General features: G+C 70.4%; 25 protein-coding genes and 1 pseudogene. 14 read left to right on the forward strand and 12 right to left on the reverse strand.

Translation table 11 applies throughout. From position 1 onward, the window contains the following. Positions 1-39 precede the first annotated feature (39 nt). The 7 genes from DK419_RS17570 to DK419_RS17600 form a co-directional block, all read right to left on the reverse strand. On the reverse strand, positions 40-456 hold the full coding sequence (locus DK419_RS17570) for a DUF2852 domain-containing protein (protein ID WP_109960227.1): 417 nt from the start codon (positions 454-456) through the stop codon (positions 40-42). A 108-nt stretch (positions 457-564) separates the two neighbouring features. Continuing rightward, positions 565-1,341, reverse strand: a complete 777-nt coding sequence (locus DK419_RS17575; RefSeq protein ID WP_109960228.1) for a molybdate ABC transporter substrate-binding protein — start codon at positions 1,339-1,341, stop codon at positions 565-567. Between the two features lie 67 nt (positions 1,342-1,408). Beyond that, positions 1,409-2,269, reverse strand: coding sequence for a hopanoid biosynthesis-associated protein HpnK (gene hpnK, locus DK419_RS17580; RefSeq protein ID WP_109960229.1), 861 nt, complete (start codon positions 2,267-2,269; stop codon positions 1,409-1,411). Positions 2,270-2,371: 102 nt separating this feature from the next. Then, on the reverse strand, positions 2,372-3,808 hold the full coding sequence (gene hpnJ / locus DK419_RS17585; RefSeq protein WP_109962364.1) for a hopanoid biosynthesis associated radical SAM protein HpnJ: 1,437 nt from the start codon (positions 3,806-3,808) through the stop codon (positions 2,372-2,374). A 77-nt stretch (positions 3,809-3,885) separates the two neighbouring features. Then, complete coding sequence (hpnI, locus tag DK419_RS17590) at positions 3,886-5,070, reverse strand: bacteriohopanetetrol glucosamine biosynthesis glycosyltransferase HpnI (RefSeq protein WP_109960230.1); 1,185 nt, start codon at positions 5,068-5,070, stop codon at positions 3,886-3,888. Positions 5,071-5,205: 135 nt separating this feature from the next. Next, positions 5,206-5,856 (reverse strand): MlaC/ttg2D family ABC transporter substrate-binding protein, encoded by a 651-nt coding sequence (locus DK419_RS17595; protein ID WP_245442504.1) that lies wholly within the window; start codon positions 5,854-5,856, stop codon positions 5,206-5,208. A 4-nt stretch (positions 5,857-5,860) separates the two neighbouring features. After that, a complete protein-coding gene (locus tag DK419_RS17600) occupies positions 5,861-6,937 on the reverse strand; it encodes a lysylphosphatidylglycerol synthase domain-containing protein (protein WP_109960232.1) in 1,077 nt (358 codons plus the stop codon). A gap of 300 nt (positions 6,938-7,237) precedes the next feature. Here DK419_RS17600 and DK419_RS17605 point away from each other — a divergent pair, with 300 nt between their 5' ends. After that, positions 7,238-8,422, forward strand: coding sequence for an amidinotransferase (locus DK419_RS17605; RefSeq protein WP_109960233.1), 1,185 nt, complete (start codon positions 7,238-7,240; stop codon positions 8,420-8,422). 161 nt (positions 8,423-8,583) lie between these two features. Here the strand turns inward: DK419_RS17605 and ccmB are convergent, their stop codons facing one another. Together ccmB and ccmA are read right to left on the reverse strand one after the other, a co-directional pair. Continuing rightward, positions 8,584-9,252, reverse strand: a complete 669-nt coding sequence (gene ccmB / locus DK419_RS17610) for a heme exporter protein CcmB (protein WP_109960234.1) — start codon at positions 9,250-9,252, stop codon at positions 8,584-8,586. Then, positions 9,252-9,899: a heme ABC exporter ATP-binding protein CcmA gene (gene ccmA, locus DK419_RS17615; RefSeq protein ID WP_109960235.1), complete on the reverse strand. Its 648-nt coding sequence runs from the start codon at positions 9,897-9,899 to the stop codon at positions 9,252-9,254. Before ccmA ends, ccmB begins: the two co-directional genes overlap by 1 nt. A gap of 382 nt (positions 9,900-10,281) precedes the next feature. Here ccmA and acnA point away from each other — a divergent pair, with 382 nt between their 5' ends. The 10 genes from acnA (at position 10,282) to DK419_RS17665 (ending at position 20,892) form a co-directional block, all read left to right on the forward strand. Beyond that, complete coding sequence (gene acnA, locus DK419_RS17620; protein ID WP_109960236.1) at positions 10,282-12,981, forward strand: aconitate hydratase AcnA; 2,700 nt, start codon at positions 10,282-10,284, stop codon at positions 12,979-12,981. Between the two features lie 157 nt (positions 12,982-13,138). Continuing rightward, positions 13,139-13,444, forward strand: coding sequence for a hypothetical protein (locus DK419_RS17625; protein ID WP_109960237.1), 306 nt, complete (start codon positions 13,139-13,141; stop codon positions 13,442-13,444). A gap of 388 nt (positions 13,445-13,832) precedes the next feature. Next, a complete protein-coding gene (locus DK419_RS17630) occupies positions 13,833-15,035 on the forward strand; it encodes a glycosyltransferase (RefSeq protein WP_162561294.1) in 1,203 nt (400 codons plus the stop codon). Positions 15,036-15,214: 179 nt separating this feature from the next. Beyond that, positions 15,215-15,940 carry a metal ABC transporter permease gene (locus DK419_RS17635; protein ID WP_245442505.1) on the forward strand — a complete coding sequence of 242 codons (726 nt, stop codon included), beginning with the start codon at positions 15,215-15,217 and terminating at the stop codon, positions 15,938-15,940. A gap of 276 nt (positions 15,941-16,216) precedes the next feature. Beyond that, complete coding sequence (locus DK419_RS17640; protein ID WP_109960240.1) at positions 16,217-16,429, forward strand: hypothetical protein; 213 nt, start codon at positions 16,217-16,219, stop codon at positions 16,427-16,429. Positions 16,430-16,610: 181 nt separating this feature from the next. Beyond that, complete coding sequence (locus DK419_RS17645) at positions 16,611-17,810, forward strand: dienelactone hydrolase family protein (RefSeq protein WP_109960241.1); 1,200 nt, start codon at positions 16,611-16,613, stop codon at positions 17,808-17,810. A 159-nt stretch (positions 17,811-17,969) separates the two neighbouring features. Then, a complete protein-coding gene (locus tag DK419_RS17650; protein ID WP_109960242.1) occupies positions 17,970-18,575 on the forward strand; it encodes a glutathione S-transferase in 606 nt (201 codons plus the stop codon). 80 nt (positions 18,576-18,655) lie between these two features. Then, entirely contained in the window at positions 18,656-18,859 is a 204-nt protein-coding gene (locus tag DK419_RS17655; RefSeq protein WP_109960243.1) for a hypothetical protein, read from the forward strand. A 110-nt stretch (positions 18,860-18,969) separates the two neighbouring features. Continuing rightward, positions 18,970-19,758: an SDR family NAD(P)-dependent oxidoreductase gene (locus DK419_RS17660; protein WP_109960244.1), complete on the forward strand. Its 789-nt coding sequence runs from the start codon at positions 18,970-18,972 to the stop codon at positions 19,756-19,758. 246 nt (positions 19,759-20,004) lie between these two features. Next, positions 20,005-20,892: a DUF3313 domain-containing protein gene (locus DK419_RS17665; RefSeq protein WP_109960245.1), complete on the forward strand. Its 888-nt coding sequence runs from the start codon at positions 20,005-20,007 to the stop codon at positions 20,890-20,892. A 173-nt stretch (positions 20,893-21,065) separates the two neighbouring features. Here DK419_RS17665 and DK419_RS29540 read toward each other — a convergent pair. The 3 genes and pseudogenes from DK419_RS29540 to DK419_RS17675 form a co-directional block, all read right to left on the reverse strand. Continuing rightward, positions 21,066-21,245 (reverse strand): annotated as a pseudogene (locus DK419_RS29540) (GNAT family N-acetyltransferase); the annotation flags it as partial. Positions 21,246-21,251: 6 nt separating this feature from the next. Beyond that, positions 21,252-21,440: a hypothetical protein gene (locus DK419_RS29545; protein WP_245442507.1), complete on the reverse strand. Its 189-nt coding sequence runs from the start codon at positions 21,438-21,440 to the stop codon at positions 21,252-21,254. A gap of 44 nt (positions 21,441-21,484) precedes the next feature. Then, positions 21,485-21,658 carry a DUF1328 domain-containing protein gene (locus DK419_RS17675; protein ID WP_109960246.1) on the reverse strand — a complete coding sequence of 58 codons (174 nt, stop codon included), beginning with the start codon at positions 21,656-21,658 and terminating at the stop codon, positions 21,485-21,487. A gap of 135 nt (positions 21,659-21,793) precedes the next feature. On the opposite strand from DK419_RS17675, the gene DK419_RS17680 reads away from it, so the two are divergent. Genes DK419_RS17680 through DK419_RS17690 form a run of 3 tightly spaced genes read left to right on the forward strand, consistent with a single transcriptional unit; the run spans position 21,794 to position 23,345 of the window. Further along, positions 21,794-22,561: a heme ABC transporter permease gene (locus DK419_RS17680; RefSeq protein WP_109960247.1), complete on the forward strand. Its 768-nt coding sequence runs from the start codon at positions 21,794-21,796 to the stop codon at positions 22,559-22,561. A gap of 5 nt (positions 22,562-22,566) precedes the next feature. Beyond that, positions 22,567-22,719: a heme exporter protein CcmD gene (gene ccmD / locus DK419_RS17685; RefSeq protein WP_109960248.1), complete on the forward strand. Its 153-nt coding sequence runs from the start codon at positions 22,567-22,569 to the stop codon at positions 22,717-22,719. Between the two features lie 11 nt (positions 22,720-22,730). After that, the gene (locus DK419_RS17690) at positions 22,731-23,345 is read left to right on the forward strand and encodes a DsbE family thiol:disulfide interchange protein (RefSeq protein WP_109960249.1); all 615 of its coding nucleotides are present in this window, start codon (positions 22,731-22,733) and stop codon (positions 23,343-23,345) included. The last annotated feature ends 269 nt before the right edge of the window (positions 23,346-23,614 follow it).

Here is a 23,614-nt window from a genome sequence, read left to right on the forward strand (position 1 = left end):
ATCGCCGATCGGGGCGGCAGATCCTCCCCGTCCGGCCGGTCAGAAGTTCGAGCCGGCGCGGCGGCGGGCCATGAAGGCGTCGAACTGCTCGCGGTCGCGGGCGCGCTTCAGCTCGTCCACGAACTCGGTGAAGGCGCGGCTCTCCTCCTCGAGGCGGCGGCGCTCCTCTTCGAGGCGCTCGATCTCCTTGCGGCGATACTCCTCGAAGGCCCAGTTGCCGCTGTCGTGGCGGGCGGCGCCGAAGCCCGTGAAGCCGTTCCGGAAGGTGCGCTCGGCGAAGGACTTCATCTCGTTGAGGGCCGGGTATCCCATGAGCTTCCACACCACGTAGGCCGCGGCCAACGGCCACGCATAGATGAAACCGATGACGATCGCGCCGATCTCGACGGAGCGGCGCGGGAACGGGCCATTGCGGCAGGCGCGGCCGCTCGACCAGGGGGCAGAGGTATACGACACGTCACGATCTCCCGCAGGATGTAAATGTGAACGACATTTACATGCGGGGTCGCCATGGCGGTTTCAAGGAGGGCGCCGCCGGGAAAAGAGCGCGGCGCCCCCGATCGCTCACGGGCCGGGCGGCGCCATGCCCTTCTGCGCCAGGACCGGCGCGGCGTCCGGGCCGGCGAGGTCCCGCAGGAGCCCGGATGCGGCCTCCGCCTCCGCCGCTCCCTCCGGGACCATCCCGGCATAGACGGTGTGGTTCTGGACCGCCGCCGGGATCGGGCCGACGAGGCGCGCGCCCTCGACGGCCAGCAATTCGCTCGTCTGCTGGAGCGCCAGATCCGCCTCGCCGGAGACGAGGCGCGACGCGGCGAGCCCCCCGCGCACCAGGACGAGCTTGTCCTTCATCCGGTCGGCGATGCCGAGGCGCTCGAAGAGCCGCGCGAGGTAGATCCCGCTCGAGCCGCCGGAGGCCGGATCGACCATCGCGACGGCCCGTGCCTGCAGCAGCGCCGCACGGAAGGCCTCGGGGGTGGCGATGTCCGGAACCGGCGCCCCGTCGCGGATCGCGACGCCGATCCCGACCGTCGCGAGCGGCACCGGCTTCGCGCCGGCGAGGCGGCCCTCGCGGATCAGCGCGTCGAAGCCGCCCGGGGTGAGCACCACGAGGTCGGCCCGGACGCCGTCGCGGATCGCCTGCGCCACCGCGCCGGCGGTCTCGTTGCGCAGGACGACCTTGTGGCCGGTGCGCTGCTCGAAACGCGGCACCAGGGCCGCCGCCACGGGCTTGTAGGCGCCCGTGGTCAGCAGCGTGATCTCGGCCGCCCCTGCGGGAGCCGCGAGCCCGACCGCACCGCAGATGCACCACAGGATTCGGGATATCGGCGTGAGGCGGCGCATGCGAGGGCTCCCGGACGGCAGGCCGCGTCCCCGGCCCTGCCCTACCGGTAACCGATGCCCTCGCGCTTCAGCGAGCGAAATCCGAGAAGCCGCCGGTGACGGCGCCCGATGCCGCCAGCGCCGCCCGGCTCGCCGGCGCCGTCAGGGCGGCGAGTTCCTCGGCGTAGGCGTAGCCCGGCGCCTCGCCGGGGAAGCCGCCCGTGGTCGCGGGATGCAGGTAGAGCTCGGTCAGCCCGTCCGGCAGGTGGCGCAGCAGGCCCTCGACCCGGGCGGGCGTCATGGCGCCCGACCAGGCGAGGCCGAGCACCCCGTCCGGCACGAGAAGGCCGGCCCGCGTCGCCCGGGCGCGCAGCAAGGCGGCCCAGGGCGCGGTGTCGAGGGCGAGGCCCGGTTTCGCCCCGGGCTCGGCGCGGCGCAGGGCCTCCCGCGATTCCCGCGGCACCCGGATCGCCCGCATGCCGTAGTCGCGCCCGATCGCCAGGACCATCCCGGCGATGATCGGGTGGATGTGGAAGTGCTTGTGCGCGTTGACGTGGTCGAGGGGCAGCCCGGTCGCGCGAAAAGCCTCAAACTGCGCCCGGATCTCGGCCGCGAGCTGGCGGCGGGCCGGGGCCTTCAGCGCGAGGTCGAGGCCGAGCCGCCCCTGATCCGACCGGATCAGCCCGGCCCCGTGCACGAGGTCCGGGAGGTCGGCGGCCGGCAGGGTCGGCCAGGCCTCGACCATCACGAGGTGCAGGCCGACCCGCAGGGACGGCATCGCACGCGCCCGCGCCACCGCGTCGGCGGCTCCGGGTGCGGAGACCATCAGGCTCGCCGCCGTCAGGATGCCGTCGCGGTGGGCCCGTTCCACCGCCTCGTTGACCGGGCCTGAGAGGCCGAAATCGTCGGAGGTGACGACGAGGCGCTTGGGCGGTCGGGCTGTGCTCATGCTCGGTCTCTCACGCGAAAGAGCCTCCCCGTCCGGCCGGACGGGGAGGCTCGCGCCCGCTTCAGGCGGGACGATCAATCGTGGACGGTCACGCCGCCTTCGTCACGCCGCCTTCTTGGCGCCGCCCTGGCGCTCGCGCAGGAAGTGCCAGAACTCGACGCCCTCGCGCAGACGCCGCTTCATCATGTCGGGCGAGCGCACCATCTCGCTGACGATCGAGGCGATCTTCGGGGCGCGGAAGTAGAACTTCTTGTAGAACTCCTCCACCGAGTTGAAGATCTCGGTGTGGGACAGGTGCGGGTAGTGCAGCGGCGCGATCTGCACGCCGTTCTCGTCGACAAGCTCGGCGTTGCTAGCGTCGAGCCAGCCGTTCTCCACCGCCTGCTTGTACAGGAAGGTGCCCGGATAAGGCGCGGCGAGCGAGACCTGGATGGTGTGCGGGTTGATCCGCTTGGCGAAGGCGATCGTCTCCTGGATCGTCTCCTTGGTCTCACCCGGCAGGCCGAGGATGAAGGTGCCGTGGATGGCGATGCCGAGCTCGTGGCAGTCCTTGGTGAACCGCTCGGCCACCTCGACCCGCATGCCCTTCTTGATGTTGTTCAGGATCTGCTGGTTGCCGGACTCGTAGCCGACGAGGAGCAGGCGCAGGCCGTTGGCCTTGAGCACCTCGAGGGTCTTGCGCGGGACGTTCGCCTTCGCGTTGCACGACCAGGTCACGCCGAGCTTGCCGAGCTCGCGGGCGATTTCTTCCGCGCGCGGCAGGTTGTCCGTGAAGGTGTCGTCGTCGAAGAAGAACTCCTTGGTCTGCGGGAACTCCTTCAGGCAGTACTTGATCTCCTCGATCACGTGCGCGACTGAGCGGGTGCGGTAGGTGTGGCCGCCGACCGTCTGCGGCCACAGGCAGAAGGTGCAGCGCGACTTGCAGCCCCGGCCGGAATAGAACGAGATGTAGGGGTGCTTCAGGTACCCGATGAAGTACTTCTCCATCTCGAGGTCGCGCTTGTAGACCGAGGTCACGAACGGCAGCTGGTCCATGTCGGTCATGATCTCGCGGTCCTCGTTGTGGACCACGACGCCGTCGGCGTTCCGGTACGAGAGACCCTTGATCTCGGCCATCGGCACGCCGTCGGCGACCTCCTTGACGGTGAAGTCGAACTCGTTGCGGGCGCAGAAATCGACCGCCGGGGCCTGGGCCATCGCGCCGGCGGCGTCCACCGCCACCTTGGCGCCGATCAGGCCGGCGATCAGCTTCGGGTTCTTCGCCTTCAGCGCCTCGATGGTCTTCACGTCCGACTTGAACGACGGCACCGAGGTGTGCAGCACCACGAGGTCGAAGTCGTTGGCCTGGGCCACGATCTCCGGCAGCTTGATGTCGTGCGGCGGCGCGTCGATCAGCTTCGAGTTCGGCACCAGCGCCGCCGGCTGGGCGAGCCAGGTCGGGTACCAGAACGACTTGATCTCGCGCTTGGCCTGGTAGCGCGAGCCGGCGCCGCCGTCGAAGCCGTCGAAGGTGGGGGCCTGGAGGAAGAGGGTCCGCATCATCGGGAAGATCGTCTCTTGAGGAGAGGAGGCCGCGGTCACGGCCGGTGAGGCCGCCCGGCGGCCCGATGGATGTGTCAAGTCGAGGGAGCGCCGGACTCGCGGGCGAGGCCGGATTCCGGGATCAGCGTGCCATCCGCAACGACCCGATAATCATGACCTTTCCAAGTCACGGCGCCGGAGACGAAGCACCAGGCGAAGCCGGCGAAGGAAAGGAGGTCGCGGATCGGCAGCAGCCAGTACGGGTGCGGCTGGAGGCCGAAGGCCCGCTCGATCCGCACGCACAGCACGATCCGGCAGGCGAGGGCCAGGGCCGCCGTGGCGAGCGTGTAGATCCCGGCATCCGGCAGCAGGGCAGCGATGAGCGCCAGCGGCACGGCGTGGGTGACGAGCGTGCCGGCGTAGCCGACGGGATCGAGGTTGCGGATGGTGCGGTTCCACCGCGTCTCGTGGCGCCAGAGGCCGGCGAGCGAGGTATCGACGCAGGTATGCCCGATGGTGAAGTTCGGGATCGCCACCATGCCGCCCTGCGCCCGCAACGCCGCCCCGAGGGCGTAGTCGTCGGCGAGGTCGTCGCGGATCGCCTCGAAGCCGCCGATCCGCGCGAGCAGCTCGGTGCGGAACGCGATGGTCGAGCCGAAGCACGGATCGGCGAGGTTCAAGGACGTGCCCATCAGGACGTTGGGCAGGAACTGCGTGTCGATGGCGAGCGCCGAGAGGTGCGCCCACACGCCGCGATTGGCCGGCACGCCGTGATAGAGGCAGGTGACGCCGGCAACGCCCGGCTGCGCGAGTTCGGCGACGAGGCGCTCGAGGTAGTCGGGCGCCACCACCATGTCGCTGTCGGCCAGCACCACGACCTCGTGGGCGATGAGGCCGCCCATGTTGATCAGGTTCGAGACCTTGCGGTTCGCACCGTGCTGGCGGGCGTCGACCACGAGGTCGATGCGCAAGGCGGGGTGCTCGGCCTGGAGCCGGTGCACGACGGCGATCGCCGGGTCGGTGGCGGTCTGCACCCCGAAGACCACCTGCACGGCGCCCGCATAGGCCTGGGTGCAGAAGGTGGTGAGGTTGTGGTGCAGGTTCGGCTCGTCGCCGCAGAGGGGCTTGAGCAGCGTCACCGACGGGCGGGCCGCGTCGGGGGCGAGACGCGGCGCCGGCCGCCGCGCGAGGCGCCCGGCGAGCCAGGCCGTCGTCAGTCCGTACACGCATCCGGCGAGCGCCAGGACGATCAGCAGGGCGGAGATCCAGGTCCATTCCATGGCGAGGCGGCGATCCCTGGGAGGAAGTTGGCCGCGCGGGGCGCACGGCGGATTGTCTTGTGGCGGTCGAGGATGGGGTCGTCGTCGGCCGCCGGTCCGGCGAGGGACCGGCGACGCGAGCGTTGGCGCTCAGCCTCAGGGCTTGGCCGGCACCTTCGGGGCCGGCGCCGCCAGCATCGTCTCGGTCGACTTCTTCAGGTGGGCGAGCAGGGCATCGGCTCCGCCCTCCTGCAGCGGCTCGGAGAAGCCGGTGCGCAGGGTGCCGGCCTCGCTCACCGTGCCCTGGAGGTAGACGTCGGTGATGCGGTTGTCGGCGTTCAGCACGTAGTCGACCGGGGAGGTGTCGCCGCTGCCGTCGGTCACCGTGACGTGCACGATGCGGCCGGCCCCGCGGGCCTCGCTCTTCGGGTCGATGGCGAACTTGCTGCCGGCCGCGGCGCTGAGCCGGGTGGCGTAGGTCGCGGTCAGGTAGGGCCCGAAGGCGGCGATCAGCGCCTGCTGCTTCTCGGCCGGGATGTCCTTCCAGCGGGTGCCGATCCCGAGGCGCAGCATCGCCGGCAGGTCGAAGTTCTGCTGCATCGGGCCCGACAGGATCTCGGCGCGGGCGCGCACGTCGCCGGCCTTCAGCGCCGCCTCGAGGGCGTCGGTCATGCGCCGCACGGTGGCAACCGCCGGGTCGCCCTCACCGGTGGCAGGGGCGGCGGGGCCTTGAGCCAGCGCCGGCAGCGAGGCCAGGCCGAGGCCGGCGATCGTCAGGCTGCGCAGGATGTCGCGTCGGGTCTGCACCAGGTCATTCTCCTTTGCCGTCGACGGGCGCCGCGGCGTAGCCGAAGGCGGGCCCGTGAGCCCGGCGTGGGCGGACATACGCCCGCAGGGTCGCGCCGAGGCCGGCCGCCGGATTGCGGCCCTGCTCGGCGTTGGTGTCTTCCATCGCGTGCCAGAGCATCAGGCTCGGCAGCCCGACCGCGAGGTCGGCCAGGCGCTTGATGAGCGACAGGGCGAGCGCCGCCTCGGCCGGGATGCCGAACACGGCGCAGAGCGCGATCAGGCCGCCCTCCTGGGCGCCCAGCGCGCCCGGCACCGCGAAGGCGGCGCCGCGCACGGCCTGGGCCAGGCTCTCGATCACGATCGCTTCGAGGAAGCCGACCTCGTAGCCCATGAAGCGCAGCGCGATCCAGACCTCGAGCGTGCCGATGATCCAGCCGAACAGGTGCGTGCCGATGGCGGTGAGAATGCGGCCGCGGGCGGCGTAGAGGCCGCGCAGGCGCTCGAACAGCACGTCGACCGCGCCGAAGATCCGCCACTCGCGCCCGCCGGCGAAGCGGTTGATCGCGGCCTGGAGCAGGCTCTGCCCGAAGCGGCGCTGCACCAGGTAGAACGCCACGAGGGCCGGCGCCGCCACGACGAGGCCGAGACCCACGTAGTGCACGATCGGCCCGTCGCCGCCGAGCGCCACCAGGATGCCGAGGCCGGCCACCGTGAACAGGAACTGGGTGAGGGCCTGGACCATCAGGTCGACGAGGGTGGTGGCCCCCGACAGGGCGCCCGGCACCTTGTGCAGGGTGAGAAGGCGCGCGCCGATCAGGTCGCCGCCGACCTGCGCCACGGGCAGCAGCGTGTTGACGCCCTCGCGCACGAAGCGCACGCTGACGCAGTCGCGCAGCAGCGGCCTCTCGCCGCGGGGAAACACCACCCACCAGCCGAGGCCCGCCCAGGCCACGGCGACGAAGCGCGCGACCACGACCAGCACGGCGCCCCAGCCGGACGCCCACAGGGCCGCCGCGACCGCCTCCGGCCCCGAGGAGACGAACAGGCCGATCACGGTGCACAGGCCGGCGATCAGGCCCAGTGTCGTCAGTCGCTTCATGACCCTCTTTCTGTCGCAGCGGCGGCGGCCCCGGGGGCGCGCCATTCCGGCAACGGAGTCGAAACAAAGCAGCGCCGTTGCATCCCGGCACGTTGCAGCTTTGATGGGCCCTGTCTATCACCGCCCGGACACACTGCCGGTGAAACCGGCATGTTCCACCGGCCCGGCGAGGCCGCCCAAGCATCGCCGCAAGCTTATGTTATGGCGTAGCTTCCTCCCCCGACGGCACCGACCGGCGGGGCTTCCGGAATCGCGTGAGAGAAGGCCGCTCGCAACGGCCGTCAAGGGATGGACGAGGCAATGGATCGGGAGACGACCTTCGAGGCCGAGCGCGGCGCGCTCGACGATGCGACCGCGCACGACCTGACCTCCTTCCAGGGTGAGGGCGCGGGCCGGGCGCCGGCGCCGCAATCCCCGGTCATGGCCTGGAACGAGTGGGATCCCCTCGAGGAGGTGATCGTCGGCTCGCTCGACGGGGCGACGATCCCGACCCATCACCTGACGGTGATCTTCAACCTGCCGCGGGCCGCCCAACCGTTCTACCGGCTCGCCTCCGGCTGGAAATATCCCGGCTTCATGAAGAAGCTGGCCCAGCAGGAGCTGGACGGCTTCATCAAGATCCTGGCCGGCGAAGGCGTGAAGATCCGCCGTCCCGATTCGGTCGACTTCTCGAAGAAGTTCAAGGCGCCGCGCTGGTCCTCGCGCGGCTTCTGCGTCGCCTGCCCGCGCGACCCGTACCTGGTGATCGGCGACGAGATCATCGAGAGCCCGATGTGCTGGCGCTCGCGCTACTTCGAGGGCGACGCCTACCGCTCGCTGTTCAAGGAGTATTTCCGGGCCGGCGCGCGCTGGACCTCGGCGCCGCGGCCGCAGCTCACCGACGAGCTCTACAACTACGACTACCGGGTGCCGAACCTGAAGGCCGGCGAGCCGATGCAGTTCACGGTCAACGAGTTCGAGCCGGTCTTCGACGCGGCCGACTTCGTGCGCTGCGGCCGCGACCTGTTCGTCACCCGCTCGAACGTCACGAACCTGATGGGCATCGAGTGGCTGCGCCGCCACCTCGGGCCGGGCTTCCGCATCCACGAGATCGAGAGCCGCTGCCCGCAGCCGATGCACATCGATTCGTCGTTCATGCCGCTCGCCCCCGGCAAGGTGCTGGTCAACCCCGACTACATAGACGTCGAGAAGCTGCCGGCAGTGCTCAAGAAGTGGGACGTGCTGATCGCGCCCCGCCCCGACCCCGTCGAGGGCTTCATGAGCAAAATCTCGATGTGCTCGCCCTGGACCTCGATCAACGTGCTCGCCATCGACGAGAAGAAGATCGTGGTCGACGCGAGCCAGCCGACGCTGATCAAGGCGCTCAAGGATTGGGGCTTCGACCCGATCCCGACGCCGTTCCTGTCCTACGGCCCGTTCGGCGGCTCGTTCCACTGCGCGACGCTCGACGTGCGCCGGCGCGGCCCGCTGAAGTCGTACTTCTAGGGGGCTCGCCCGTCCCGGGCAAAGCCGCCGGCGGACGCCCGGGGCGATGCGAGCGTCAGCGCGATCGTCTCCAAGACCAGCAAGGCGCGGGATCCCCGCTCCCACACGGGAGCGGGGATCCCGCGCCTTGCTTCATCAAGCTCGCACGAGCCGAAGTCGCGTCACTCCCCCCAGCGCAACGCCGCCGCCGCCGCCAGCGTGCCGACCACGCCCGCGGCGAGGCTCAGCGCGCCGAGGATCGCGAGCGGCGTCGTGAACGGCACCGTGCCGCTCAAGGCCGCCTCCGCCGCCGAGACGCCGAAGATCAGGGTCGGCACCATCAGGGGCAGCACCACCACCGCGAGGATCAGGCCGCCGCGGCGGATCGAGGCGGTGAGTGCCGCGCCGACGGCGCCGATGAAGGTCAGCGCCGGGGTGCCGACGAGGAGCGTCAGGCCCGTCGCCGCCATGCCGGTCGGGCTGAGCGCCACGAGGAGCCCGAACAAGGGCGTCGCCAGTGCCAGCGGCAGGCCGGTGGTGAGCCAGTGCGCCGTGACCTTGGCGAGCACCAGGAGTTCCAGCGGCGCCGGCGCACCCGACAGCAGGTCGAGGGAGCCGTCCTCCTCGTCGGCCTGGAACAGCCGGTCGAGGCCGATGAGCGTCGCCAGCACCGCGGCGATCCACAGGATGCCGGGGCCGACCCGCGCGAGCAGGTTCAGGTCGGGCCCGAGGCCGAACGGCACCAGGGCGACGATCATCAGGAAGAACACCAGGGACAGGGCCCCCGAGCCGCCGATGCGGCCGGCGAGCCGCAGGTCGCGGGCGACCACCGCCAGGAAGGCGCGCCCCATCAGACGGTCTCCGCGAAGGGATCGGCCGACTGCTCGACCCGGCCGGCGCGGAAGGCTTCGACGGAGAGTTCGCGTGCAGTCTCAAGGCCGAGCGCCTGGTGGGTGGCGGCGATGACGAGGCCGCCTCCCGCAAGATGCGCCCGCATCAGCCCGGCGAGCGCGCCCTGCGAGGCGACGTCGAGGGCGGCGGTCGGCTCGTCGAGGAGCCAGAGCGGCCGGCGGCAGACGAGGAGCCGGGCGAGCGCCACCCGCCGGCGCTGGCCGGCCGAGAGGTAGGCCACCGGCAGCCCCGCCGCGTGGGCGAGGCCGAGGCGCGCCAGCGCCTCGCGGGGGCTGAGGTCGGCGTCGCCCAGGAGATCGCGGGCGAAGGCGAGGTTCTCCTCCGCGGTGAGCGCGCCCTTCAGGCCGTCGCGGTGGCCGACGACGTGGAGGCATTCGGGGATCGTGCGCTCCCCTACCCCCTCGGCCACGAGCCGCCCGGCCTCCGGCCGCAGCCGCCCGGCGAGGATGGCGAGCAGCGACGACTTGCCGGCGCCGTTGCGGCCGGTCACGGTCAGCGCCTCGCCGGCCCCCAGGGTGAAGGACAGGCCGGCGAAGACGCGGCGGCCGGAGCGCCGGCAGGCGAGATCCTCGGCGATCAGGCGCACGGGTGGAGGCTCCCGGGTGGAGGGAAAGGGCGACGCCCGCGTTTACGCGATGGCTGCTCCGGCGAGAATGACCGAATCCGCGGCCACCAGACCCGTAGCGGCCAGTTTCGAAGTGTTCTATACGCATCCCCGGCTGCGCCGCGCGACCTTCAGAGGCGTCCAAACCGTCCTTCGCGCATCCCAGTCCGGGCACCCCCGGGGCGGCGCGCGCACCGTCCGATTCTTAGCCGTAAGGCGTGGGCGGGCGGCACACGGGTATTCCCTTGCCTGGCGATTCTTTGCGTCAGCCTGGGCCGAACCCGCAGCGCATCCGGCCGAACACTTCGTTGTGGCGCGGGTCCTGCCTGCGCCGTGTTCGACAACCCCTCGCGAGGACCACGCCGTGGCATCCATCGACAGCTTCAAGGCTCGCCAGACCCTCCAGGCCGGCGGGAAGACCTACACCATCTACGCGATCCCCGAGGCCGAGAAGAACGGCCTGCCGGATGCGAGCCGCCTGCCCTTCTCGATGAAGGTGCTGCTCGAGAACCTGCTGCGCTACGAGGACGACCGCTCGGTCAAGAAGGCCGACATCGAGGCCGTCGTCGGCTGGCTCGAGAACCGCGGCAAGACCGAGGTCGAGATCGCCTTCCGTCCCTCCCGCGTGCTGATGCAGGACTTCACCGGCGTGCCGGCGGTGGTCGATCTCGCGGCGATGCGCGACGCCATGGTGGCGCTCGGCGGTGACCCGCAGAAGATCAACCCGCTGGTGCCGGTCGACCTCGTCATCGACCACTCGGTCATCGTCGACGAGTTCGGCACCCCGAAGGCGCTGGCCGACAACGTGGCCCTCGAGTACGAGCGCAACGGCGAGCGCTACACCTTCCTGAAATGGGGCCAGTCGGCCTTCGACAACTTCTCGGTCGTGCCCCCGGGCACCGGCATCTGCCACCAAGTGAACCTCGAGTACCTGTCGCAGACCGTGTGGACCAAGCCCTTCGAGGGCCATGAGGTCGCCTACCCGGATTCGCTCGTCGGCACCGACTCGCACACCACGATGGTCAACGGCCTGGCCGTGCTCGGCTGGGGCGTCGGCGGCATCGAGGCCGAGGCCGCGATGCTCGGCCAGCCGCTGTCGATGCTGATCCCCGAGGTCGTCGGCTTCAAGCTGTCGGGCAAGCTGCCCGAGGGCACCACCGCCACCGACCTCGTGCTCACCGTCACCCAGATGCTGCGCAAGAAGGGCGTGGTCGGCAAGTTCGTGGAGTTCTACGGCCCCGGCCTCGACGACATGTCGGTCGCCGACCGCGCCACGATCTCCAACATGGCGCCTGAGTACGGCGCGACCTGCGGCTTCTTCCCCGTCGACCAGAAGACCATCGACTTCCTGAAGGTCACCGGCCGCGCGGACGACCGCATCGCCCTCGTCGAGGCCTACGCCAAGGCGCAAGGGATGTGGCGCGACGCGACGACCCCGGACCCGGTCTTCACCGACACGCTCGCCCTCGACATGAGCGACGTGAAGCCCTCGCTCGCCGGCCCGAAGCGGCCGCAGGACCGGGTGCTCCTCGACGGCGCCAAGCCCGGCTTCGCCCAGTCGATGGAGACCGAGTTCAGACGAGCGGCCGACATCGCCAAGCGCTACCCCGTCGAGGGCGCGAACTTCGACATCGGCCACGGCGACGTGGTGATCGCGGCGATCACCTCCTGCACCAACACCTCGAACCCGAGCGTGATGATCGGCGCGGGGCTTCTCGCCCGCAACGCGGTGGCCAAGGGCCTGCGCTCGAAGCCGTGGGTGAAGACCTCGCTCGCCCCCGGCTCGCAGGTCGTCGCCGAATACCTGGAGAAGGCCGGCCTGCAGTCGAGCCTCGATGCGCTCGGCTTCAACCTCGTCGGCTTCGGCTGCACCACCTGCATCGGCAATTCCGGCCCGCTGCCGGCGGCGATCTCGAAGTCGATCAACGACAACGACGTGGTCGCCGCCGCGGTGCTCTCGGGCAACCGCAACTTCGAGGGCCGGGTGAACCCCGACGTGCGGGCGAACTACCTCGCCTCGCCGCCGCTCGTCGTCGCCTACGCCCTCGCCGGCTCGATGCAGGTCGACCTGAGCAAGGAGCCCCTCGGCACCGGCTCGGACGGCCAGCCGGTCTACCTGAAGGACATCTGGCCCTCGACCGCCGAGGTGCAGGAGTTCATCGAGGCCAACATCACCTCGACCCTGTTCAAGTCGCGCTACGCCGACGTGTTCGGCGGTGACGAGAACTGGAAGAACGTCGAGGTCACGCAGGCCGAGACCTTCGCGTGGAACGGCGGCTCGACCTACGTCCAGAACCCGCCCTACTTCGTCGGCATGGAGAAGACCCCGAAGCCGGTGGAAGACGTGGTGAATGCCCGCATCCTCGGCTTGTTCCTCGACTCGATCACCACCGACCACATCTCGCCGGCGGGCAACATCCGGGCGGCGTCTCCGGCGGGCCACTACCTGCAGGAGCACCAGGTCCGGGTGCAGGACTTCAACCAGTACGGCACCCGCCGCGGCAACCACGAAGTCATGATGCGGGGCACCTTCGCCAACATCCGCATCAAGAACCAGATGGTGCGCGACGAGGCCGGCAACGTGGTCGAGGGCGGCTACACCCTGTACCAGCCGTCGGGCGAGCGGATGTTCATCTACGACGCCGCGATGCGCTACGAGCAGGAGGGCACCCCGCTGGTGGTGTTCGCCGGCAAGGAGTACGGCACCGGCTCCTCGCGCGACTGGGCGGCGAAGGGCACGAAGCTCCTCGGCGTGCGCGCCGTGATCGCCGAGAGCTTCGAGCGCATCCACCGCTCGAACCTCGTCGGCATGGGCGTGGTGCCGCTGGTGTTCCAGGGCGAGGATTCCTGGGACTCCCTCAGCCTCAAGGGCGACGAGACCGTGACGATCGAGGGCCTGGCCGGCGAGCTGAAGCCGCGCCAGACGCTCACCGCCAAGATCACCTCGGCCGACGGCTCGGTGAAGGAGGTCCCGCTGACCTGCCGCATCGATACGCTCGACGAGCTCGAGTACTTCCGCAACGGCGGCATCCTGCCCTACGTGCTGCGCCAGCTCGCGGCGTAAGGGGTAGGCCTCTCCCCTCGGGCGACCGCGAAAGGGAGAGGTTTCGCAACACCGGGAGTCCTGACAGGCTCGGTCCTGACAGGCTCCATGGAACCGCCACGACGACGGGGGCCTTTCCGGCGGGAAGGGCCCCCTTCCTGTTCTCGGGAGAGCCGCGATGAGCCCGGACGACAAGATCAACGGCCTGACCACGCTCTCGGCGCGCCACGGCGAGATGATCGCCCGGCTCTCCGAGGCGCAATCCGACGTCGCCGCCAAGCAGGTGGCCCTGCAGATGGCGGTGCGCTTCGTCGCCGGCATCCTGCGCGGCGTCGATTCCGACCATTACCGCCACCAGCTCGGCGGCTTCCTCGCCATGCTCGAGGACGCGCTGACCCGCGAGGACCCGGATTCCGACCTCGCCCGGCGGGTGCTCGACACCGTCAAGGCGACGCTGGAGCCGGAAGAGGCCGACGAGGAATAGAGGACATCGCCCGATCGTGGCGCCGCCGGGTGGCGCTCGCCCCGTCCTCCATCGGGACGGGGCGAGCGCGCCTGGCCCTGGTGAGCGGACCGTGCGACCCATGCCGGCGCGCTTGACGGTTCCCGTCTCGTCGCGGTCGCGAGCGGGGCGGTCGTGTCGCCGGACATCGACAGGCGCTTGATCGACCGGCGACGTCAGCGCCGCGCGCTTGGAACCGGTGACGCACGAGTCCACGCCGATTCACATCCCGCCACTCGCTGAAGATCGGCGTGGAAATCCGGCGATCTGTATCCTACACTCGGGTATCGCAGCTTTGCGACCTGGTCGGGTCACGCTACCTGCGGTCACAACATCCGCATTTCAAAATTTACACTTCGCGAGGCCCGTCGTGAGTCTTCCCGAAATCGTCATTATTGGTCGCGAAGAGTTTGAAATCCAAAGTCCGGGCCCCGATATCGCAGTCGAAACGAGGACATTGAATTGCTCGTTTTATGCGAACGATCATGATTTGGAGCAGATCCTCGTCTCGAAGCGGCCGCACGTGATCGCGACTTTCGGAGAGGAGGCGAAATTTCAGAATCTGATGCGCGCCCCGTATGAGGTGCGCAAGCGCTGGATCAATTTCGGGAACAACATCGATGCCGACGAGATCGGGCGGCAGATTTTCTACTGCTTTTTAGAAAATGCCACGACATTTCGGAGATCGCGCCCTCTTGTAAGCGTCTTCACTCCGGCTTATCGGTCCGGCCACAGGATCCTGCGCCCTTTCGAGTCTTTGAGATCACAGACCTATGTCGATTGGGAGTGGATCATCGTCGACGATTCGGACGATGATGGGGCGACATTCTCCGAGCTCAATATTCTGGCTGCGCAAGATCATCGTATTCGCGTCTATCGTCCGCATCGCCCGTCGGGCCGTATCGGGAACGTGAAGCAGGCGGCTTGCCGTCTGGCTGGAGGCGACATTCTCCTCGAGCTGGATCACGACGACGAATTGACATCGGACAGCCTGGATGCGGTCACGCTGGCGTTTCACCTGCATCCCGAAGCTGGTTTTCTCTATACGGACTGGGCCGAAGTCTTCGAAGATGGACGCAATGCCACCTACGGGCAGGACTGGGCCTTCTTCTACGGAAGAGACCGAGTCGAGAACTACAATAATCGAGATTATATCGTGCACGAGGCGCCGAAGATCAATGCAAAGACGATACGGCACATCGTGTCTGCCCCGAATCACATCAGGGCGTGGCGCAAGGATTTCTATCACAGCATCGGCGGGCACAATCCGGATCTGGCCGCGGCCGATGATTACGAACTATGCGTGAGAACATTTCTCCACACACGAATGATATTATTAAGAAAATTTTGCTATATACAATACTATAACCAAACGGGGAATACGCAGAGGTCGCGCAATCAGGATATCCAAAGGCTCACGCGTGCCGTCAGCGAGAAGTACGACGCGAGAATCCATCAGCGCTTCGTGGATCTCGGCGTGGATGACTTTACCTGGGATGCACGTCGCCATGCGACGGATTGGTCGCGCGCCAACCCGGCCATCGAGCCGCATTGCAGTCTGATCGTCGGGTAGATCCCGGATTCCGTCACCGTCTCTCGCATCGCAGGCCGAGCGCCTGCGCGGGCCGGGTGACGCCGGTCTCGTCATCCTCCGCCCGTTCACGTGTGCGCGAGACGAATGTCCGGCGCGGCGGGGCGAACCATAACGGGTGGGGCGCAGATCCCTGAGCCCCGCCCCCCGGAGTGTGTTTCATGTCCCTTCTCAGGATGATCGCGGCCGCCGGCCTGACCCTCGCGGCCGGCGCGCAGCCCGGTGTCGCTCTCGCCGCACCGCAGGTCGAGCGCCTGCGCGGCACGATCGAGCGCGTCGAGGCCGACGCCGTCACCATCCGCACCCGCGCCGGCGCGACGGAGACGGTGCGCCTTGCTCCCGGCACCCGGGTGGCGCAGCTGACGCCGGCGAGCCTCGACCACGTCAAGGACGGCAGCTTCATCGGCACCGCCGCCAAGGCCGGGACGAAGCCCGGCGATCCGCCGGTCGCCCTCGAGGTGCTGATCTTCCCCGAGGCGATGCGCGGCACCGGCGAGGGCCACTATCCCTGGGACCGGCTGCCGGACGGGTCGGCCGAGGGCCCGGCCGAGACCAGCATGACCAACGGGACCGTGAAGGCGCCGGAGGTCGAGACGAGCATGACCAACGGCACCGTCAAGGCCCCCGAGGTCGAGACCAGCATGACGAACGGCACCGTGGCGGGCGGCAGCGCCGGCGCCGGCGCGCGGACGATCACCGTGTCGTACAAGGGCCAGAGCCTCGCGGTCTCGGTGCCGCCGGGGACCCCGGTCGTGATGCTGGAGCCCGCCGACCGGGCGGTGCTCAAGCCGGGCGCCAAGGTCTTCGCCTCGGCGATCCGCGACGGCGAGCGCCTGGAGGCGCGCAGCATCTCGGTCGGCAAGGACGGCCTGACGCCGCCGATGTGAGGCGGGCCGGCATCGTCGCCGCCCTCGTCCCGGTCGACGTGATCGAAGGTCCGTCGCGCCGGAGGACGATCGGTCGTGGCTCCGTGCTTCGCAGCACGGGGCCGCATCTATTTGGTGTGGGTGCCCGAAGATCGGGCGCAACTGCCCTCCCGGAAGCGCGTTGTTCCTGGCAGGCCGGAGTTCCGGCACAGTGCAACCTCCGCGCGGGTGCGTGTTTCGCGCCCCGAACCTCGCCCTTTCCTGACGGAGCCGGGACCGCAGTCTCGTAGTCGCGCCATGAAGCTGATCCCGAGCAATCACGCTGCGAGCTTCGGCCAGACGCACTCGACCGCGCCATCCCTGGCCGACGCGCTGCTGCTCGCCAAGCTCGGCTACGACCTGCGGGCGATGTATACCGACGTGAGCGACGAGCGGGTGCCGCCGGAACTCAACAGGCTGATCGACCGGCTGCACGCCGTGCTGGGCGACGATCCCGAGCGTCGCGGTTAGAACCTGCCCGGAGACCACCGGGACATCTCCACGACTCCGCCTCTGCTCCTCGCCGCACGGGCGTGACTGTACCGCGGAAGCGACAAGTCGGGTGAACGCACGGCTTCCCCGCGATCGCGCCTTGAGGTTGGCCGCGAAACAGTGTGGGGTGCGCGTCCCGAGCCGCCAGCCCCCCAGCCGCATGCCTTCGCTTTCCCGCACCCGCCTCGCCCTTCCGCTCGCCCTCGCCCTCGCGATCCTGGGCGGCGTCTCCGGGGCGGGAGCCGCCACGCCGCCGACCCAGCCGAAGGACGGACCGGGCGGGCAGGCCTATCCCGCCGCAAGCGTGGTGAAGCGGACCCTCGGCCGGGCCGGCGCGGTGACGCTGGCCTATTACGGCAACGGCCCGGCGCCGGCTGGGGGACGGCCGGTGGTGGTGGTGCTGCACGCCTGGGGGGCGGTGAACCCGCAGGCCTACGGCGCCTGGATCGAGCACCTCGCCCGCTCCGGCACCCTCGTGCTGTTCCCGCGCTTCCAGGAGCTCAACCGCACCCGGCCGGCGGATGCCAGCGGCATCGCCGCGGGCCTGATCAAGGACGCCTTGGCGGAACTCGCCGGCGACCAGGAGGCCAAGCCCGACACCGGCCGCGTGGCGCTGATCGGCCACCTCGCCGGGGTTCCGCTCGCCGCCAACCTCGCGGCCCACGCGCGCGAGACCGGCCTGCCGGTGCCGAAGCTGATCTTCGGCGCGATGCCGGGCGGCATCGCCCGGGACGACAAGTCACGCGGCATCGCGCTCCACGACCTCGACGCCATCGACCCCGCCACGATGATCGTCACGGTAATCGGCGACCGCGACGCCCGGGCCGCCGACATCGCGGCCCGGCGCCTGATGCGCGAGGCGAGCGCCGTGCCGGTCGACCACAAGCTGATGGTGCGGGCGCTCTCGGACGATCACGGCTTCCCGGCCCTCTCCGCCACCCTGGCCTCGCCCGCCGGCAGCAGCGCGGCCTACGACGTCGGACAGCTGAAGCTGCCGGCCGCCGACCCGAAGCAGAAGCCGCCGCCGTTCAAGTGGTCGGCCGACATGGCGCTCACCGGCGAGCAGACCGTGCTGGTGGCCCAGATCAACGGCGCCGGCACCGACAGCCTCGACTACCTCGCCTACTGGAAGACCTTCGACATGGCGGCGGCGGCGGCGTTCGCGGGCCAGAACGCCGCGAGCCTGAAGAGCAACCCGCGCTTCATCGACATGGAGCGCTGGAGCGACGGCTGGCCGGTGCGGCGCCTCTCGGTCGAGACCCCGCGCCCGCCCGCCCCGCCCAAGCCCGCGGCCGCCAACGCGACGCCGCCGGCACCCGCGAAGCCCGCCGCCAGGCCGACGCCGGCGCGGGGGCACTGAGCGGCCGGCCGGTGGCGTGAACCGTCCTCGGCGATCACGCCCCACATCGTCGTCCCGGGGCCCGGCGCGGTCGGAAACCCGGGACGACAGCGAGGGAATCGGTTCCCTCGATCGCGTTCTCGAACGCCGAACCAAGACCAAGAAGACCGGAGGATTCCCATGAAGCTGTTCTACGCCAAGGCCTCGCCCTTCGTCCGCAAGGTGCTGGTCGTCGCCCACGAGCTCGGCCTGTTCGAGCGCATCGAGCTGCTGCCCGCCGCCGCCCACCCGATCAACCGCGACGCGACCATCCGGGCGCAGAACCCCCTCGGGCAGGTCCCGACCCTGATCCTCGACGACGGCACGGCCCTCGCCGACAGCCGGGTGATCTGCGAGTACCTCGACCACCTGGGCGGGGGCGGGTTCTTCCCGGCTCCCGGCCCGGCCCGCTGGACGGCGCTCGCCGCGCAATCGACCGGCGACGGCCTGCTCGATGCCGCCCTGCTCTGCGTCTACGAGACCCGGGTGCGCCAGGAGGGCGAGCGCTCGCCGGCCTGGGTCGCGGGCCAGCGGGAGAAGATCGTCGACGCGCTGGCGCGGATCGAGGCGGCGGCGCCCAGCCTCGGCGAGCGGGTCGACATCGCCTCCATCACGTATGGCTGCGGCCTGGGCTACCTCGACCTGCGCCTGCCCGACCTCGGCTGGCGCGAGCGCGCGCCCGCGGCGGCGGAGTGGTACGCCGGCTTCTCCGCGCGCCCGTCGATGCAGGCGACGCGGCCCGAGTGAGAGGCGGGCCGAGTGTCGGCAGGGCTTGGCGCGGCTCTTGCTGCGCCGGGCCGGTCCTCGCCCACGGAGGTCCCGCATCCATGAACGACTTCGTCGCTCTCCTCCTCGCCGCCCTGACGTTCTGCCTCGGCTACTGGGCGGTCGGGTTCGCCGTGCGCCTCGCGGTGCGGCTCGATCTCGGCCACGCCCATCTGGGCGAGGGCAGCCTCGCCCAGGTCGCCCTCGCGCTGGTCGCAGCGACCGTGACCTGGCACCGGGCGCGGGGAGCCGGCGCCCGCGCCTGACCAGTGAACCCGCCATCCATGCGGGCGAAGACTGGCGGCCCTGCTTCCCCGCCCGTTGCGCGGGCCGGGCATTTGTCGCGAGTCTCGGCGTCGCGCACGGAGGCCGGGCCATGTCGACACGCCTGCTGAAGAAGACCGCGATCGTGTTCGGGGCGGGCTCCGCCGGGACCGGCTGGGGCAACGGCAAGGCCGTCGCCGTCGCCTTCGCCCGCGAGGGCGCCCGGGTGATCTGCGTCGACCGGCTGCTCGCCGCCGCCGAGGAGACGGCGCAGATCATCGCCGAGGAGGGCAACGAGGCCGAAGCCCTGTGCGCCGACGTCACCGATTACGAGGCGGTGGCGGGTGCGGTCGCCGCCGGCGAGGGGCGCTTCGGCCGCATCGACATCCTGCACAACAATGTCGGCCTGCCGGAGGCGGGCGGCCCCGAGGACCTCGACGAGGAGACCTGGCGGCGGGCGATCGAGGTCAATGTCGGCGGCGTCTGGCGCACCTGCAAGGCGGTGCTGCCGGGGATGCGGGCGCGCCGCTCCGGCGCCGTGGTCAACATCTCGTCGGTCGCCTCCCTGCGCTGGGCCGGGGCGCCGGCCTTCGCCTACGCGGCCGCCAAGGCGGCGGTGAACCAGGCCACCGTCTCGGTGGCGATGCAGTACGCCCGCGACGGCATCCGGGCGAACGCGATCCTGCCGGGCCTCCTCGACACCACGATGGCCGACGAGTGCCGCGGCGCGGGCACGCTCGAATCCGGCCGCGACCGGCGGGTGCCGCTCGGCCGCCTCGGCGAAGCCTGGGACATCGCCCATGCGGCGGTCTTCCTCGCCTCCGACGAGGCCCGCTTCATCACCGGCGTCTGCCTGCCGGTGGATGGCGGCCAGAGCTGCAGCATGGCGGCCCTCGCCTGAGGCCCGCGGGCCGGAGCGTCAGGGCCCTCACCTTCCGAAACAATGTGGCCGAAGCGTTACAGCCGGGGCGGAAGCGCGGGCGGCGGCCAAGCTCGGCTTTCCGACCCGCGCGGCGAGGGGTAGGTTCAGGCCATAACGGTGCGGCGGCCCGAACGGGCCGGCCCTGCGCCGCCGGGAGCCGGCCTCCGGGCTCCCCCGAACGGGGGTGCGCGGGTCCGGCTTCGCGCGATCCGGGAAAGCGACCGAATGCGGACGACAATCAAGGCTGCCTTGAACGCGCGGGCCGCCCGCCGCGTCGCGGCCGTGGCCGGTCTGGCCGTGCTCGCGGGCTGCGCCACGCCGGTGCTGACCCAGACCGGGCTGCTGACGCGCTACGACCGCCTGGCGCCGAGCGAGGCGACCGCCACCAAGTCGCGGATCTTCATCGACAAGGCCGCGATGGCCGCGGTCCGGACCGTCCGCATCATCCCCACGACCTTTCCGGCGGCGATCGCCGGCCCCGGCGTGACCGAGCAGGAGCGCCGGGTCGTCGCTAACGCGGCGGACCGCGCCCTGTGCTACGAGCTGTCGCTGCGCTACGACGTCGTCTCGTCCGGCCCGGCCGACCTGACCGTGCGGGCGAACATCACCCGCGCCGGCCTCACCAACGTGCCGGCGTCCGGCGTCGCGATCGGCGCCTCGGCGGCCATCACCATCGCCGCGCAGGTCGGCGTCGGCTTCGCCGACACGGTCGGCAAGGTGCCGGTGCCGCGCCTGCCGATCGGGCTCGGCGACCTCACGGTCGAGGCCGAGGCCGTCGACGCCCGCCGCCAGCAGCGCGCCGCGATGGTGTGGGCGGGCGGCGCCAACTCCTTCACCAACCAGGCCCGCTTCTCCCCGGTCGCCGACATCTACGACCTCGCCGGCGATTTCGGCCAGGATTTCGGCTCCTACCTCGCCACCGGCGAGGATCCGTTCGAGTCCGAGCTCACCATCCCGACCTACGAGCGCATCCGGGTGACGATGCTCGGCGAGATGCCCCGCGATCCCGACTGCCAGGCCTTCGGCCGCGCCCCGGGCGTCGACGGCATCATCGGCGATTCCTTCGGCCTGCCGCCGGACTGGACCGACAAGGGCCCGACGGCCGGGCGATAACGGACCCGTCGCCGCCGCAGGGGGTATCCGTTCCTCAGGGACCGCCACCGGCCCCATCCGGGACGAAAACCCTCCTGTCCATGATCGATCGTCCGCTCGTCGCCGTGCAGGTGCTCGCGCACGACCCGGAACCCGAGCCTGAGATAGAAGCCCGACGCGATCAGGGACGACTGGAGCGTGAGGACGGCGATGCCGGCCTCCCTCGCGGTCCGCTCGATCTCGGCCATCAGCGCCCGGTCGGTTCCGCGTCCCTGCACCTCGGGCGCGACGAAGACCGCGCGCACGCCGGCGCCGTCGCGGCTCGCGGTGCCGACGATGCGGCCCTCCTCCGCCGCGAAGACTTCCTCAGCCACGAAGACCTACTCAGTCACGAAGACCTGCCGCTCGGCGATCTGCGCGGCGACCCGATCCGGGGTGAAGCCCCGCACGACCCGCGCGATGGTCCCCGGCCCGTCATCGCGGGCGTTGCTCCCGTGCGGCGCCGAGAGGACGACGCGGCTGATCCCCGCTGCGTCGTCCACGGTTGCAAAGCGTACGCGGTGGATCATCGACGCCCTCCCCCGGCGCACCACGCCGGGGGAAGATTCCGGCCTCAGAACACCGCCTGACCGAGCAGCACCGCCACGATCACGATCACCACGGCGATGACCAGGAACAGGCCGAACAGCAGCCGCGCGATGCCGCGGGCGCCCGACGCTACGTTGGTGAAGCCGAGGGCACCGGCCACCAGCGAGATCACGAAGAAGATGATCGCCCATTTCAACATGGCGGGAGCGCTCCGGTCGCAGCGAAAAGTCGCAGCGATAACCGTGACCGCCACGCTTCGTTCCGAGGCCTGCTGGCGGTCTGCGCCGTTCGTCCGCATTGCCCGGACGCGGCCGCGCGCGCTACACCTCCGGGCATGTCGATGGGTCGTCTCACGCGGCTGGCGCAGCCCGGCCACTTCATGCGCTGGTCCGGGGCGATCCTGCCCTGGGTGGCGGGCCTCGCCCTCGTGCTGGTGGCACTCGGCCAGTACATGACCTGGTTCGTGGCCCCGCCCGACTACCAGCAGGGCGAGACGGTGCGGATCATGTTCATCCACGTGCCGGCAGCCTGGATGGCGGTGTTCTTCTACGGCGCCATGGCGGTCTCGGCCCTCGGCACCCTGATCTGGCGCCATCCCCTGGCCGACGTGGCGCAGCGCGCCGCCGCCCCGATCGGCGCCGCCTTCACGCTGATCTGCCTCGTCACCGGCTCGCTCTGGGGCAAGCCGATGTGGGGCACCTACTGGGTCTGGGACGCGCGCCTGACCTCGATGCTGGTGCTGTTCCTGATCTATTGCGGGCTGCTCGCCCTGTGGCGCACCATCGAGGACCCGAACCGGGCCGCCCGGGCGGTCGCGATCCTGACCCTCGTCGGCGCCGTCAACCTGCCGATCATCAAGTTCTCGGTGAACTGGTGGTCGACCCTGCACCAGCCGGCCTCGATCCTGCGGATGGGCGGGCCGACCATCCACCCGACCATGCTCCATCCCCTCCTCGTGATGATCGCCGCCGCCTCGGTGCTCGGCATCGCGCTCCACCTCCAGGCGATGCGCACCGAGATCCTGCGCCGGCGCGTGCGCACCCTGACGATCCTCGAGGCCGAGCGGCTGGACGCCGCCCTGCTGTCGCCGCAGGCCGCGTGAGACCCATGGATCTCGGACCCCACGCCGCCTTCATCCTCGGCGCCTACGGCTTCACCGCACTGGTGATCGCGGGCCTCGTCGCCCACGCGGTCCTCGACCGGCGGGCGCAGGAGCGGGCGCTCGCGCGGCTCGCACAGGAACCGCGAGGCCGCCGGTGAGCGAGGCCCCCATGCATCCGGTGCAGGAAGGCGCCGGCCAGGCCGGCGCCGGCGAGGAGGCCGAGGAGGTGCCGCGCCGCTCGCGGCTGCTGTTCCTGCTGCCGCTGCTGGCCTTCGCGGCGCTCGCCGGCATCTTCCTCGGCAAGCTGCTCACCACCGGCTACGACCCCTCGGCCGTCCCCTCGGCCCTGATCGGCCGCCCGGTGCCGGACTTCACCCTGCCCCCGGTTCCCGGGCTGACCGCCGACGGCACCGGCGTGCCGGGCCTGAATGCCGCAGACTTCAAGGGGAAGGTGACGGTGCTGAACGTCTGGGCCTCGTGGTGCGCGCCCTGCCAGGTCGAGCACCCGATGCTGGTGCGCCTCGCCCGCGACGGCGTGAACCTCGTCGGCATCGACTACAAGGACCAGCCCGAGAACGGCCGCCGCTTCCTCGGCCGCCACGGCAACCCGTTCAAGACCGTCGGCGCCGACGCGGACGGCCGCGTCGGCATCGATCTCGGGGTCTACGGCGTGCCCGAGACCTTCGTGATCGGGCCGGACGGGCGGATCCGCGAGAAGCTGGTCGGCATTCTCACGCCGGAGAATTACGACGCGTTCCTGGCGCGGGTCCGGGCGATGAAGTAGGGCGCCGACGCCCCGCGATCCCTGTCGCGTGCTGCGATGCGAGATCAGGCCGTGTCCGATGAGGCTCGCCGAAGCGCGGTTCGATCTGCCCCGGCGGACTTTGAGAGCCTGTTTGACGTGTAAGGGCGGTCTCGCGAGACACTCAACTGTCCCACCCGCGACCTCATCCCGAGGTGTCAGTCGATGAACAATCGACTGACACCTCGGGATGGGGTTGTGAGGGGGATAAAATTTGTCACTCAGCCAAACAGGCTCTGAAACCAACCCTG

The sequence above is a fragment of the Methylobacterium terrae genome (assembly GCF_003173755.1).
GTDB lineage: Bacteria > Pseudomonadota > Alphaproteobacteria > Rhizobiales > Beijerinckiaceae > Methylobacterium > Methylobacterium terrae.

Excerpts from the sequence above, each read along its gene's own strand:
- hpnI (WP_109960230.1), bottom strand. The coding sequence starts at position 5,070 with ATGGAATGGACCTGGATCTCCGCCCTGCTGATCGTCCTGGCGCTCGCC.
- DK419_RS17680 (WP_109960247.1), top strand. The coding sequence starts at position 21,794 with ATGTCGATGGGTCGTCTCACGCGGCTGGCGCAGCCCGGCCACTTCATG.
- hpnJ (WP_109962364.1), bottom strand. The coding sequence starts at position 3,808 with ATGCGGACCCTCTTCCTCCAGGCCCCCACCTTCGACGGCTTCGACGGC.
- DK419_RS17650 (WP_109960242.1), top strand. The coding sequence starts at position 17,970 with ATGAAGCTGTTCTACGCCAAGGCCTCGCCCTTCGTCCGCAAGGTGCTG.
- DK419_RS17600 (WP_109960232.1), bottom strand. The coding sequence starts at position 6,937 with ATGAAGCGACTGACGACACTGGGCCTGATCGCCGGCCTGTGCACCGTG.
- DK419_RS17635 (WP_245442505.1), top strand. The coding sequence starts at position 15,215 with ATGTCCCTTCTCAGGATGATCGCGGCCGCCGGCCTGACCCTCGCGGCC.
- DK419_RS17660 (WP_109960244.1), top strand. The coding sequence starts at position 18,970 with ATGTCGACACGCCTGCTGAAGAAGACCGCGATCGTGTTCGGGGCGGGC.
- hpnK (WP_109960229.1), bottom strand. The coding sequence starts at position 2,269 with ATGAGCACAGCCCGACCGCCCAAGCGCCTCGTCGTCACCTCCGACGAT.
- ccmB (WP_109960234.1), bottom strand. The coding sequence starts at position 9,252 with ATGGGGCGCGCCTTCCTGGCGGTGGTCGCCCGCGACCTGCGGCTCGCC.
- DK419_RS17625 (WP_109960237.1), top strand. The coding sequence starts at position 13,139 with ATGAGCCCGGACGACAAGATCAACGGCCTGACCACGCTCTCGGCGCGC.
- DK419_RS17690 (WP_109960249.1), top strand. The coding sequence starts at position 22,731 with ATGCATCCGGTGCAGGAAGGCGCCGGCCAGGCCGGCGCCGGCGAGGAG.
- DK419_RS17675 (WP_109960246.1), bottom strand. The coding sequence starts at position 21,658 with ATGTTGAAATGGGCGATCATCTTCTTCGTGATCTCGCTGGTGGCCGGT.
- DK419_RS29545 (WP_245442507.1), bottom strand. The coding sequence starts at position 21,440 with ATGATCCACCGCGTACGCTTTGCAACCGTGGACGACGCAGCGGGGATC.
- DK419_RS17665 (WP_109960245.1), top strand. The coding sequence starts at position 20,005 with ATGCGGACGACAATCAAGGCTGCCTTGAACGCGCGGGCCGCCCGCCGC.
- DK419_RS17655 (WP_109960243.1), top strand. The coding sequence starts at position 18,656 with ATGAACGACTTCGTCGCTCTCCTCCTCGCCGCCCTGACGTTCTGCCTC.
- DK419_RS17645 (WP_109960241.1), top strand. The coding sequence starts at position 16,611 with ATGCCTTCGCTTTCCCGCACCCGCCTCGCCCTTCCGCTCGCCCTCGCC.
- DK419_RS17605 (WP_109960233.1), top strand. The coding sequence starts at position 7,238 with ATGGATCGGGAGACGACCTTCGAGGCCGAGCGCGGCGCGCTCGACGAT.
- ccmD (WP_109960248.1), top strand. The coding sequence starts at position 22,567 with ATGGATCTCGGACCCCACGCCGCCTTCATCCTCGGCGCCTACGGCTTC.
- DK419_RS17575 (WP_109960228.1), bottom strand. The coding sequence starts at position 1,341 with ATGCGCCGCCTCACGCCGATATCCCGAATCCTGTGGTGCATCTGCGGT.
- DK419_RS17640 (WP_109960240.1), top strand. The coding sequence starts at position 16,217 with ATGAAGCTGATCCCGAGCAATCACGCTGCGAGCTTCGGCCAGACGCAC.